The organism is Francisella noatunensis subsp. noatunensis (assembly GCF_009823375.1).
Classification (GTDB): Bacteria; Pseudomonadota; Gammaproteobacteria; order Francisellales; family Francisellaceae; genus Francisella; species Francisella noatunensis.
Genome location: NZ_WBSX01000053.1, coordinates 1 through 11,571 on the forward strand (window position 1 = coordinate 1; position 11,571 = coordinate 11,571).

Here is an 11,571-nt window from a genome sequence, read left to right on the forward strand (position 1 = left end):
CTATCTCAGCATTATAGTCACTATTTATACTAGTGCGATTAAGTTCCTTTTTTATAGCTCTTTCACTATAGCCAATTTTATTGGCTATTTGAGATGTTTGGTATCCTAATTTAAGTAATTCTTCTATACAATATCTATTTGAAAGAGTTAAGTGCTTTGGCATTTTTTAGTTCCTTATCGTTTATTTTAGTTTCGTCAAAACCTAATAAACTATATTTGGAACTCTCTTTCAACTATTTAAAACTTTCAGAATACAATCTAGCTTCAAAAATACTAATATATAAGTATTTTTGAAAGAATTTTATTAAGAGATCTTTAAAAATGAGTGTCTTATAAATTGTATGATTTTATCAATAAAATTAAACTTCTGAATTTGCTGTATAAAAGGTTTTTTACTAGTACTAAACTATGTATTATGCCTATATTGGGGGTCGATTTGTGTTTCATTTTATTTATAGGAGACTCGTTATATGGCAAATCAATATACAGGAAATTTTGAGCAGATTGTCAAAAATAGATTTAACTGTTCAGCAAAAGAAGTTTTGTTGAAGTGTCAAAGAGATGGTTTGAGTTATCAAGAAGCTGAAAAATTACTAGGCTTCAAACACGTAACAATTAGAAAGTGGGCAAAGAGATTTGATATTAAGTTACCAGCTAGATTCAGATTTAATGATGATCGTTTTGGACAAAGTAAAGAAGTGGCTTATGTAAATGAATGCAAGTCAAATAGAATTAATAAGACTAATATATTTAGTCGTTGTTGGGTTAATATGAATCTTTATTCAGCAATTAAAGCTAAGTCTTGATTAACAGATATATCTGCGTTACTTTGGTTATACTTGAAGTTTATATTATTGCTAGGCATTAAAACAATAACAGTTGAACCAAAGTTAAACCAGCCGAGCGTATCGCCTTTTTTGAATTCTATATTAAAGTTATCGTTATTGTAGTTCCAAATTTGTATATCTTTGTAATAGTTTGGAGCTACTTTGCCGTGCCAAACTGTTTCGATACCTGCGACTAGTAATGCACCTACGAAAATTACTGCAACTTCACCTATTTCGGTGTTAAAATAACAAACTAATCTCTCATTTTTTGCAAATAGATCATCAACATTTTGGGCAGTGACCTTATTTACAGAAAAAAGTTTGCCAGGTATATAAACCATTTTTGTTAGTTTACCATCGATAGGCATATGGACTCTATGATAATCTTTTGGAGATAGGTAGATTGTTGCAAATTTTGTAAAATCAGTTGTTGAACTATCAGCTATCAGCGCTTTTAGTGTAAAAGTTTTTCCCTTAGCTTGGATTAAGCTTCCATTAGTAATGTCTCCAAACTCGCTTAGAACACCATCTGCAGGCGATGATACGATTTTTTTATCTGATGATATAGGTCTTAATCCATCTTTTAACTCTCTTATAAAAAAGTTATTAAAAGAGGTGTATTTGTTAATATCAGTTTCTTTAGCCTCGCTAATGTCGATTTTAAATTTTTTTATGGCTAAATTTATTAGGTAGTTTTTTAGATGTTTATTTTTTGATTCTGCTAATTTACTAACTAGTCTCGATGTTAAGGAATGAGGGATTATATATTGTAGAAATATAAAAATTTTATCTTTCATTGATCTTTTACTCTTGAAGCTTTTATTATTATTAGTATAGCACTGTGTTATAATGTTTAGTTAATTTAATTAGCTAGTTATTAATATTTGCAGATGAAGAAAAATTTCCAAATACTCATTTTAGCGAGTCTTGGTTTGTTATTGCAAAACTGTGCGACTAACGATGTGGATAATGATTTCTCGGCTGAGAGTCTTTCTAATGAAAGTTTTAGTTGGGATATATTTAGAAATAGGAAATATGAATATGCAAAAGTTCAAGTTAAAGAAGAACCATCATTAATAATTCCTACTGGCTTAAATGGTGAAAAAATCAAACCAGCACTCAAACTTCCTGATGGAGATGATAAGTATGCTAGATCACAAGTTCCAAAGGCTTATCAACAAATGTTGCCTCCGAATTACACTGTTAAATTTGATATGGCTAAAATCATTAGTGATCAGATATCAAAAGTTTCTATAAGTGTTGTTTATAATGATTCAGGCTCATTGAAACTTGTGTTTAGAGAGCCTTTATCTATAACTATCAATCTACTCGATGATTATTTCAAAGGTCTTCCTAGTATTTACACGATAACATCTGAGAAGGATGAGGTATTATCAGGACACTTAATCACGGTCAAAGATAGTCAGAAAAATTTAATTTTTGTTATTGAGGCGCGTAAAATTGATGAGCTCTCTAGCTTGGTTAAGATAAATGCAGTCTTTACTGGGGATGGAGAAACTCAAGCTCCTGATCATATTTCTGAAGGTGTTAGATTATTAAGCGAGATCCGTAAAGAATTGAATAATACAGAACTAAAAAGCGATGATAACTTGAAGATTGCTAAACAAGCTGAGGCAGAAATGGCTGTGTCAGATGCTAATTCTAGTAAGGGTCAGTCAAGCTTAGGTGGACTTTTAGGTTCTGCTAAGAAGAGCAAGTTTGGTTTTGGTTCTTATGATAGAACTATTGATAAATCTATACAACAAGATGAAACTGCTCAAATTCAAAATCAGATGAAAGATTATACTAAGATTACTGCGCCATCTGGTGACAGTGTCTTTGATAGCCAAACTCAAGCCCAAGAACTAAATATATAGGTGAAAGGGATGTATGATATTTCAGTTTTTATTGGGAGATTTCAGCCTTTTCATAAAGGGCATTTACATAATATACAAGTAGCATTGAAACATAGTAAGAGGATTATCATAAATGTAGGTAGTTCATTTAATGCTCCAAATATAAAGAATCCATTTTCATTTGAGTTTAGAAAGCAGATGATTATAGAGGACTTAAAATTGGCTGGTATTGATTTATGTTTGATTGAAATAGAGCCATTAGCAGATTATTTCTACCAAGAGCAAAAGTGGGAAGAGTCTTTGCGCCAAAATGTCTATAAGCATGCTAAGTCAGATGAAACTATAGCTATAGTCGGACATATTAAGGATGATTCTAGCTACTATATTAAGAGTTTTCCAGAGTGGGGATATATACCAGTAGATAATTATAAAAATTATAATGCTACAGAGTTTAGAAAATATTTTTATAAAGGTGAAATTCTTGATGAGTATATGTGTAGTCCAGCACCAAATCAGGGAACGTTTAAGTTACTAAATACCTTTATGCAAAGTGTAACATATCAAGATTTGGTTGCTGAAAATAGCTATGTTATAGATTATAAATATTCATGGAGAAATGCGCCATATAAACCAAATCTAGTTACTGTAGATGCTCTAGTTATAGTAAATAATTATATTCTTCTTGTTCAAAGAAAAGGATTTCCTGGTAGGGGATTATGGGCATTGCCAGGTGGGTTTTTGGAGTGTGATGAAACCATATCTCAAGCAATAATAAGAGAATTGTTTGAAGAAACAAATATAGATCTTAGTGTTGAACAATTATCTTTGGCAAAAAGATGTGAAAAAGTCTTTGACTATCCAGGCCGTTCTGTTCGAGGAAGAACAATAAGTCATGTTGGAGTTTTTATATTTGAAGAATGGCCTGATTTACCTAGCATTTACGCAGCAGATGATGCTAGAGATGTTAAATGGTTAAATTTTGATTTAATTAACAGAAAGATATATGATAGCTTGTTAGAAGATCATTATCAGATTATTAATTTTCTTTTAGGAGAGTATTGTTAAAAACTTAAGGATTTTTGGTATGAGTTTGGCCGTTGTTATTTTAGCTGCTGGGAAGGGTTCTAGAATGAATTCAAATAAACCCAAGGTTCTGCAAACACTTGCTGGTAAAACGTTGATCAGGCATGTGTTAAGTCGTGTTGAGCCTCTTAATCCAGACAATATTATTGTTGTTACTGGACATCTTAAGGAAATGGTTGAGGCTGATTTGGCAGATAAAAAAGTCACATTTGTTGAGCAAAAGGAGCAGTTAGGGACAGGTCATGCTGTTTTGCAGGCTTTGCCATATATTAAAGAAGATAAGGTTCTAATTTTATATGGAGATGTGCCTCTAATTTCTACTGATGTGCTTGCTAATTTGATTAAGTCTGCGAGTGATGATTTAGCTGTATTGACTGCTATTGTCGATAACCCTACTGGTTTGGGACGTATTGTAAGAGATAAATTTGGAGCAGTAAGCCATATAGTTGAGGAAAAGGATGCTACAGATGGTCAGCGCCAAATTAAAGAAATAAATACAGGAATGTATTGTGTTGCTAAAAGTCATCTTGATGATTGGCTTCCTAATCTAGGCAATACTAATGCACAAGGCGAATATTATCTTACTGATATAGTGGCAATGGCTAGAGAGGATAATATCTCTATAACAGTAACTCATTCTGTTGAAGAGTTTGAAATACAGGGTGTAAATGATAGAATCCAGCTTGCACAGCTTGAAAGAGAATGGCAAAAACATATTGCTGAAGTGATTATGTCAAAAGGAGTAAGTGTTGCTGATCCTAGTAGGATAGATGTGCGAGGTAAACTCGAGGTTGGCAAAGATTGCTGGTTAGATATTAATGTGATAATTAAAGGACATGTTAAACTAGGTAATAATGTTGTGATTGGAGCAAACTGTACTCTAAAAAACTGTACTATAGAAGATAATGTTAAAATAAAGGCTAATAGTATGGTTGACGGATCTATTATCCGTGAAGGAGCTATTGTTGGTCCTTTTGCTAGAGTTAGACCAGAATGTGATGTTAAGGAAGGCGCTGTTATTGGTAATTTTGTTGAAGCGAAGAAAACAGTATTGGGCAAGGGCTCTAAAGCATCACATCTAACATACTTAGGAGATAGTGAAATAGGAGCTAATTGTAATATTGGAGCAGGTGTAATAACTTGTAATTATGATGGAGTTAATAAGCATAAAACAACAATAGGGGATTATGCTTTTATTGGATCTGATTCACAACTAATAGCTCCTGTTAATATAGGTTCTGGTGCAACTATTGGTGCGGGGTCAACTATAGTCAGTGATGTTCCAGCAGATAATCTTGCTATTTCAAGAGCAAGACAGCGTCATATTGATACGTGGCAGAGACCTGTTAAGAAGTAACTTAAATATAAAGATAAGGGTATAATTATGTGTGGAATAGTAGGTGCCAACTCTACAAGGAATATTACAAATATTTTGATTGAAGGTTTGAAAAAACTTGAGTATCGTGGCTATGATTCTGCTGGTTTGGCAGTCATAGATGATCATAATCAGATAGATATATGTAAAGAAGTAGGTAAGGTTATTGAATTAGAAAAAGCGGTTCATGGCTTATCAAATTTTAAGGGTGATATTGGTATTGCTCATACTAGATGGGCTACTCATGGCAAACCTTCCAAAGAAAACTCGCATCCACATGCTTCGGAGAAATTTTGCATAGTTCATAATGGCGTAATTGAGAATTTTGCTGAATTAAAAAAGTCATTAATCGATGAGGGTTATCTCTTTAAATCAGATACTGATACTGAAGTTGTAGCTCATCTATTAGATAGAGAGTGGGATGATTCTAAATCTATTATTGAAAATATCAAGATTATAACTAAACTTTTAAAAGGAGCGTATGCCTTAGCAATAATTTCGCAAAAATTTGCTGATAAGATTGTTGCTGTTCGCTCAGGCTCTCCTCTAGTTATAGGAGTGGGTATTGATGAGAATTTTATTTCATCTGATACGTTATCGCTATTACCAGTTACTAATAGATTCTCTTATCTTGATGAGGGCGATATAGCTATTATATCTAAACAGGATGTTAAAGTCTTTGATAGTAAAGGAATACCTAAGAATTTAGAAGTTGAAGAATATAACTACTCATCTTCAAGTGCGACTAAAGATGGTTATAAGCATTATATGCTTAAAGAAATATATGAGCAACCAGAAGCTATATCAAATACTATTATGGCATCATTAAATGATGGTGAAATTAGTTTAGATAATTTTGATAGAAAAGCTCAAGAGCTATTTGAGAAAACTAAACATATAAGTATAGTTGCATGTGGTACTAGCTATAATGCTGGAATGACGGCAAAATACTGGATAGAAAAGTATGCAAAAATCCCATGTAGTGTTGAGATAGCTAGTGAAATTAGATATAGAGATAATATAGTAGTCGATGGTTCATTATTTGTCAGTATCTCACAATCTGGAGAAACTGCGGATACTTTAGAGTCTCTAAGAAAGAGTAAAAAGCAAAACTACATTGGTAGTATGTGTATTTGTAATGTACCAAATAGTTCTTTAGTTCGAGAGTCTAACATTGCTTTTATGACAAAAGCAGGTGTTGAGATTGGTGTTGCATCAACAAAAGCATTTACAACACAGTTAGTAGCCTTAGCAATATTTACACTTGTAATGTCTAAATTGAAGAGAAGTTTGTCAGACAATGAAATAGTAAAATATACTAAAGAACTTAATAACATCCGCGCATTAGTTATGGGTGCATTGAAATTAGATCCTGAAATAGACGAGATAAGTGAATACTTCTCTGATAAGGAGCATACAATATTTTTAGGAAGAGGATTGTATTACCCGATAGCAGTAGAGGGTGCTTTAAAACTTAAAGAAATATCTTATATTCATGCTGAAGCTTACCCCTCAGGTGAGCTAAAACATGGACCGCTAGCATTAGTAGATAAACATATGCCAATAGTTGCTATGGTACCTAATGATGATTTATTGGACAAAACTCTTTCTAATCTTCAAGAAGTTCACGCTAGAGGTGGAAAGCTAATTCTTTTTGTAGATAAGGTAATAAAAGATAAAGTTAGCTTTGATAATAGTATCGTCTTGGAATTAGATGGTGGACATGATTTTAGTGCACCAATAGTATTTACAATACCACTTCAGCTTTTATCTTACCATGTGGCTATAATTAAAGGTACAGATGTAGATCAGCCTCGAAACCTAGCTAAGTCTGTTACTGTAGAATAGTTATGCTATAAATTCTGATAGCATTCCCTAGATTGTTTCATATAAAAGGTATTCATTATGGATTTTAATAAATCTTTGTCATCTGAAAATATTAGACTTGAAATAATGACTAGAGGAGATTTTGATAGGTTATACAATATAGCCAAAGATCCTGAAATATGGGCTCAGCATAATGATAAATCACGTAGTCAAGTAGATGGGTTTAAAAAGTATTTTAATGATGGTTTAAAAAATCCTCAAAACTGCTATTTAATTTTTTATAACGACGAATTGGTAGGTTCTACTAGATATTATGAGTATGACTATATTAAAAAATCAATAAAAGTAGGTTCTACGTTTTATGCTAAGCAATATTGGGGTACAGAGCTTAATAAAAAAGTTAAAAAACTAATGTTAGATTATGCATTTAACTTTATCGAAAATGTATTTTTTGATGTTTGGTATAAAAATATTCGTTCTCAAAAAGCAGTAACAAAGTTAGGAGCTAAACTTTATGAGAATGATACTTCTCGAGAAAGATTAGTTTTTATTTTAAATAAAAAAGATTGGGAAATTAATAGATAATTAGATGTAAGCTCTTCTTTGAGCAATTCTAGCTCTTTTAACAGCTTGACGTTTTGCTATTTTTCTTTTCTCAGTTGGCTTTACGTAGTTCTGTCTATCTCTAAGCTCTTGCTTGATACCACCTTTTTCGCAAGCACGTTTGAAGTTTCTTAGGCTTATATCAAATGGTTTGCGCTCATCTACTCTAATACTTGGCATTATAGTACCTCAACATTTATAGCTTCAGGGCCTTTTCTACCTTCTTGAGTTTCAAAAGTAACTTGTTGACCTTCAGCAAGTGTTTCACCATTAAGTTTTGAAATATGTACAAATACATCACCACCATTCTCAGGAGTGATGAAACCGAATCCTTTTTGGTCGTTGAAAAACTTTACTGTACCTTGTGATTTATTATCCATTTTTATTCTCTTTAGTTATTTGTTAGTTAGTTCTAGCATATTCAATGCTATTTTATACCGTATGGACTTATGAAATAACAATTTTAGGGATTAAACAAAAACTGAAATTAAATAATATGAAAAATTTACTGTTAATAAAAATTTCTTTATTCCTTACATGATAGATTGTAGTATAAAATAGCACTAAAAGATAGAATTTAGAAGAAAATATTTAAAACCCACTAAGTATATTTGAAACACTATTAGTCAAGCTTAGTCCTTTTTGATTGAAGAAGATCTTTAGCGTTAGACCATTGCTTCACTCGAGGTTCTAAGTTTTTGATTTTTTTATCAAATTCTATCTCTAAATCTACATTGTAGAGATTTGCCAGCTCTAATAAACTTACTAGTACATCGGTAAGTTCTAATTTTATCTTATCATTATTCTGAGTTTCTTCGTAAATCTCTTTTTGCATTATTTCATTAGCTAATTCACCAACCTCTTCAGTAAGAGCTATGAAACTAGCAAGTCTAGGGTGGGTAATATCTTTGAAGAGTTCAGCAACTGTATCTTGTGCTTTTCTGATTCTCATATTTATGCGATGTATTTATTTATGCTAATAATTCTAACATCGTTTTTGGTATCTATATATTCATTAGCTGATAGTTTATAATGATGTATCTAGGTTCTTTGAAAAAAGTAGTTGTAATATATGAGTAAAATAATAATTAAAACTCCAAATGAAATAGAGAAGATGCGGGTTGCTGGTAAATTAGCAGCAGAAGTTTTGGAAATGATAACTCCTTATGTAAAAGAAGGGATAACAACAGCTGAGTTAGATCAGATCTGTCATGACTATATAGTCAAAGAACAGGATGCTTATCCTGCACCATTGAATTATCATGGTTTTCCTAAATCTATCTGTACATCTATAAATCATGTAGTTTGTCATGGAATTCCTGCTGATAAGAAATTAAAAAATGGCGATATTTTAAACATAGATATTACTGTAAAAAAAGATGGCTATCATGGTGACACTAGTAAGATGTTTATGATTGGCGAACCTTCTGTTATGGCTAAAAAATTAGTTGAAGTTACTCATGAATGTTTGTGGAAAGGTATTGAAGTTGTTAAACCAGGTAATCATTTTGGCGATATAGGTGCCGTAATAGAAAAACATGCTAAAAAAATTGGCTACTCTATAGTTGACGCTTTTTGTGGTCATGGAATAGGTGCAAACTTTCATGAGCCACCACATGTAATGCATCATGGTAAAGCTGGCACGGGTGCTAAATTTGAAGAGGGTATGATTTTTACAATTGAGCCAATGATAAATATTGGTAAAAGAGCCGTATCTGTCTTAAAAGATGGTTGGACGGCTGTAACAAAAGATAGATCTCTTTCGGCTCAGTGGGAGCATACAATCTTAGTTACGAAGGATGGTTACGAAGTTCTAACATTAAGAGAAGAAGAAAGAAGCTAAAATGACAAAACAAGTAACTCAAAAGCTCGTGAATCAAAAATGTGAGCTTTTACGCTCACAGAATGAAGAGATAACAGTTAATAAAGTTAGAAAGCTTATTGGAGAGGGTGTTTCTATCATTGATTTAGTTAAGAAAGTTACTTTATACAAAAATGATAGAAAGCAAGCCATTATAACTGGAGAATTACAGCAAGAACTAACAATAAATACAGTTATTAAAGATGAGTTGTTAGAAGCTATTAAATCTACCCTCAAAGAATCAGGTATCAAAGAAGATAAAATCGCTTATAGTTTACGTAATAATATAAAGCAGTACATTGATAAAGAAATATCAAAAAGCATAAATAAGATAAAACAAAAGCAAGTCGAGATCTCAAATAAAAACGATAGCTTAGAAATAGCAAATCTTACTTTAGATAGGCGTTACAAAGAGTTATTAGAAAAATATAATGAACTAAAAGAAGAGTCATATAGCCTGAAACAAAGCTACAACTCTAAGTCAATAAAGTATATGGAGAAAGAAGCCACTGAGAAAATGATGTTGGCTTGGGAAGACTTCAAAGGAGTTAAAGAGCAGCTTTTAAGTCTTGGAGGGTATGCAAAAGTAGCTGTATATGATAAGCGAGGTGTCGTTGTTATTAAATTCCCCGCTACAGATTTTCTTACGCAAGAGTGTCGAGCTGGTGTTAGTAGATATTTGAAAGCAAAAACTGTATTTGATTATAGTATTCAGGCCTGGGTTCTTTCTGGATTTAAAGACATACTTAAAACATTGGATTTTTTACAAAGGAATAAGTTTGTGTTCTCAAAAGAGCTAGAAACAATAGCTTATCTGAGAAGACAAAAATCTTAACTATTGTTCAAAAATTGATCTATATACTAAAAATATAAGATGATTTATATTTGATTTGCTATTTATATTTTCCAAATATAAAAGAAGTTAATTGAGGGTAAACAAACCTAGGTTCATCCTTAAGTAGTTTTATGTTTGCTCTAAATGATGATATTTTGAGAGAGTTTAAAAACATTGATAATTGATTTTTATATCCTAAAAAAGCAATAAATTCAGGCGCACTATAATTGTCTAAATTAAATGATTTTGAGTTGGTAACCATTGATTGTACATAGTATTGGAATTTCATGTTTTTTTGTTTTTCAAGGAGTATAGGTGCATGTTCTTTCTCCCACCAGGTACTCGTTTCTTCTTTTGTTTTATCATTCCTTTTGTAAATATTAAACATTGCATGCATTTAGGTTGCTTATTAGATTTAAATAGAGTTGTATTATTTAGACTTAAAATAGCTACTTTTGAACTTAATTTTGGAAAGTTAAAATCATTATGCTTATCACATTCATATGTAAGTATTTCTACAGCTTTCCAACTTTGTATGTCATAATTAATGTTTAATCTTTCAGGTTTAATAGAGAAGATTAAGTTAGCTAATTTACTATGGATAAAATACAAGAATGATCTAATCGGGTTTATAAAATTGGTCATTTTTATTGAGTTATGTTCAATGTTGTAATAGCCTTCGTTTTCTAAATGTTTTATGACCTGGGGTAGGTCATGTTTTTTTAAATTCAGATTCATCATTGTGAAGAATGATAATACTTTTTCTTTCTATCATAAATCTAGTCCTTTAAAAATTATAAATAACATTTACTGATTGCGATGCTACATTAATGTAATTAGCTAATCAATATTTATGTATAAATGTTTATGAAGATGTTTAAGTCGCTAGATAGTATTCTCAATGTTTATAGAGATACCAAAATGTACTTCATTAGGTGTCAAGTAATTTAAACATTTCTTAGGTCTATTATTCAAGTCTATCTGTAACTTTCTAATGTATTGATGAGATATATTGTTAAAGTTAGTACCTTTAGATATAAATTGTCTGATATACCTATTCATGTTTTCATTAATACCTCTTTGCCAAGGACTGTATGGATCAGCAAAGAATACTTTGATGCCAGTCTTGCTAGTTAGCTTCTTATGTTTAGCAAACTCTTTACCATTATCAAATGTAGCTGTTAATATTTTATGACCATTAGATACTTTGTACAATATTCTATTGATTGAATTAGCTGTTCTATCTATAGACTTGGCTAAAATAGTAAATCTGCTAGCTCTATCGACCATTGTTACAATAGCAC

Annotated in this window: 15 protein-coding genes; 8 read left to right on the forward strand and 7 right to left on the reverse strand. The window is 31.6% G+C overall.

Going from position 1 to position 11,571, the window contains the following annotated elements:
* A partial coding sequence (locus tag F8C69_RS11045; RefSeq protein WP_159183823.1) for a helix-turn-helix domain-containing protein occupies positions 1–163 on the reverse strand: 163 nt, incomplete at its 3' end.
* A 307-nt stretch (positions 164–470) separates the two neighbouring features.
* Between F8C69_RS11045 and fevR the strand changes: the two genes are divergently transcribed.
* Entirely contained in the window at positions 471–806 is a 336-nt protein-coding gene (fevR, locus tag F8C69_RS05580; protein WP_159184496.1) for a transcriptional regulator FevR, read from the forward strand.
* On the opposite strand, the gene asd is transcribed toward fevR, so the two are convergent.
* A complete protein-coding gene (asd, locus tag F8C69_RS05585; RefSeq protein WP_159184497.1) occupies positions 779–1,624 on the reverse strand; it encodes an archaetidylserine decarboxylase in 846 nt (281 codons plus the stop codon). The two genes, fevR and asd, sit on opposite strands and share 28 nt — an antisense overlap.
* Positions 1,625–1,717: 93 nt before the next feature.
* Here asd and F8C69_RS05590 point away from each other — a divergent pair, with 93 nt between their 5' ends.
* From F8C69_RS05590 to F8C69_RS05610, 5 genes are read left to right on the forward strand one after another with little or no spacing between them, the layout of a single operon-like run.
* Positions 1,718–2,704 (forward strand): hypothetical protein, encoded by a 987-nt coding sequence (locus tag F8C69_RS05590; protein ID WP_159184498.1) that lies wholly within the window; start codon positions 1,718–1,720, stop codon positions 2,702–2,704.
* 9 nt (positions 2,705–2,713) lie between these two features.
* Positions 2,714–3,748 carry a bifunctional nicotinamide-nucleotide adenylyltransferase/Nudix hydroxylase gene (locus F8C69_RS05595; RefSeq protein WP_159184499.1) on the forward strand — a complete coding sequence of 345 codons (1,035 nt, stop codon included), beginning with the start codon at positions 2,714–2,716 and terminating at the stop codon, positions 3,746–3,748.
* A 19-nt stretch (positions 3,749–3,767) separates the two neighbouring features.
* The gene (gene glmU / locus F8C69_RS05600) at positions 3,768–5,123 is read left to right on the forward strand and encodes a bifunctional UDP-N-acetylglucosamine diphosphorylase/glucosamine-1-phosphate N-acetyltransferase GlmU (protein WP_159184500.1); all 1,356 of its coding nucleotides are present in this window, start codon (positions 3,768–3,770) and stop codon (positions 5,121–5,123) included.
* A 27-nt stretch (positions 5,124–5,150) separates the two neighbouring features.
* The gene (glmS, locus tag F8C69_RS05605; protein ID WP_159184501.1) at positions 5,151–6,989 is read left to right on the forward strand and encodes a glutamine--fructose-6-phosphate transaminase (isomerizing); all 1,839 of its coding nucleotides are present in this window, start codon (positions 5,151–5,153) and stop codon (positions 6,987–6,989) included.
* Between the two features lie 57 nt (positions 6,990–7,046).
* Positions 7,047–7,553: a GNAT family N-acetyltransferase gene (locus F8C69_RS05610; RefSeq protein WP_159184502.1), complete on the forward strand. Its 507-nt coding sequence runs from the start codon at positions 7,047–7,049 to the stop codon at positions 7,551–7,553.
* On the opposite strand, the gene rpsU is transcribed toward F8C69_RS05610, so the two are convergent.
* The 3 genes from rpsU to F8C69_RS05625 form a co-directional block, all read right to left on the reverse strand.
* On the reverse strand, positions 7,554–7,751 hold the full coding sequence (rpsU, locus tag F8C69_RS05615; protein WP_159184503.1) for a 30S ribosomal protein S21: 198 nt from the start codon (positions 7,749–7,751) through the stop codon (positions 7,554–7,556).
* Complete coding sequence (locus F8C69_RS05620; protein WP_159184504.1) at positions 7,751–7,951, reverse strand: cold-shock protein; 201 nt, start codon at positions 7,949–7,951, stop codon at positions 7,751–7,753. The genes rpsU and F8C69_RS05620 overlap by 1 nt, the downstream gene beginning before the upstream one ends.
* Positions 7,952–8,193: 242 nt before the next feature.
* Positions 8,194–8,523 (reverse strand): MazG nucleotide pyrophosphohydrolase domain-containing protein, encoded by a 330-nt coding sequence (locus F8C69_RS05625; protein ID WP_004286367.1) that lies wholly within the window; start codon positions 8,521–8,523, stop codon positions 8,194–8,196.
* A 120-nt stretch (positions 8,524–8,643) separates the two neighbouring features.
* Between F8C69_RS05625 and map the strand changes: the two genes are divergently transcribed.
* Together map and F8C69_RS05635 are read left to right on the forward strand one after the other, a co-directional pair.
* Positions 8,644–9,414: a type I methionyl aminopeptidase gene (map, locus tag F8C69_RS05630; RefSeq protein WP_159184505.1), complete on the forward strand. Its 771-nt coding sequence runs from the start codon at positions 8,644–8,646 to the stop codon at positions 9,412–9,414.
* Position 9,415: 1 nt separating this feature from the next.
* Positions 9,416–10,267: a hypothetical protein gene (locus F8C69_RS05635; protein ID WP_159184506.1), complete on the forward strand. Its 852-nt coding sequence runs from the start codon at positions 9,416–9,418 to the stop codon at positions 10,265–10,267.
* A 58-nt stretch (positions 10,268–10,325) separates the two neighbouring features.
* Here the strand turns inward: F8C69_RS05635 and F8C69_RS05640 are convergent, their stop codons facing one another.
* Positions 10,326–10,664 (reverse strand): hypothetical protein, encoded by a 339-nt coding sequence (locus F8C69_RS05640; RefSeq protein WP_159184507.1) that lies wholly within the window; start codon positions 10,662–10,664, stop codon positions 10,326–10,328.
* A gap of 488 nt (positions 10,665–11,152) precedes the next feature.
* The coding region (locus F8C69_RS05645) for an IS30 family transposase (protein WP_159184251.1) at positions 11,153–11,571 on the reverse strand (419 nt) is incomplete at its 5' end.

Coding starts and splice junctions, on each gene's coding strand:
- fevR (WP_159184496.1), top strand. CDS start 471: ATGGCAAATCAATATACAGGAAATTTTGAGCAGATTGTCAAAAATAGA.
- asd (WP_159184497.1), bottom strand. CDS start 1,624: ATGAAAGATAAAATTTTTATATTTCTACAATATATAATCCCTCATTCC.
- F8C69_RS05590 (WP_159184498.1), top strand. CDS start 1,718: ATGAAGAAAAATTTCCAAATACTCATTTTAGCGAGTCTTGGTTTGTTA.
- F8C69_RS05595 (WP_159184499.1), top strand. CDS start 2,714: ATGTATGATATTTCAGTTTTTATTGGGAGATTTCAGCCTTTTCATAAA.
- glmU (WP_159184500.1), top strand. CDS start 3,768: ATGAGTTTGGCCGTTGTTATTTTAGCTGCTGGGAAGGGTTCTAGAATG.
- glmS (WP_159184501.1), top strand. CDS start 5,151: ATGTGTGGAATAGTAGGTGCCAACTCTACAAGGAATATTACAAATATT.
- F8C69_RS05610 (WP_159184502.1), top strand. CDS start 7,047: ATGGATTTTAATAAATCTTTGTCATCTGAAAATATTAGACTTGAAATA.
- rpsU (WP_159184503.1), bottom strand. CDS start 7,751: ATGCCAAGTATTAGAGTAGATGAGCGCAAACCATTTGATATAAGCCTA.
- F8C69_RS05620 (WP_159184504.1), bottom strand. CDS start 7,951: ATGGATAATAAATCACAAGGTACAGTAAAGTTTTTCAACGACCAAAAA.
- F8C69_RS05625 (WP_004286367.1), bottom strand. CDS start 8,523: ATGAGAATCAGAAAAGCACAAGATACAGTTGCTGAACTCTTCAAAGAT.
- map (WP_159184505.1), top strand. CDS start 8,644: ATGAGTAAAATAATAATTAAAACTCCAAATGAAATAGAGAAGATGCGG.
- F8C69_RS05635 (WP_159184506.1), top strand. CDS start 9,416: ATGACAAAACAAGTAACTCAAAAGCTCGTGAATCAAAAATGTGAGCTT.
- F8C69_RS05640 (WP_159184507.1), bottom strand. CDS start 10,664: ATGCATGCAATGTTTAATATTTACAAAAGGAATGATAAAACAAAAGAA.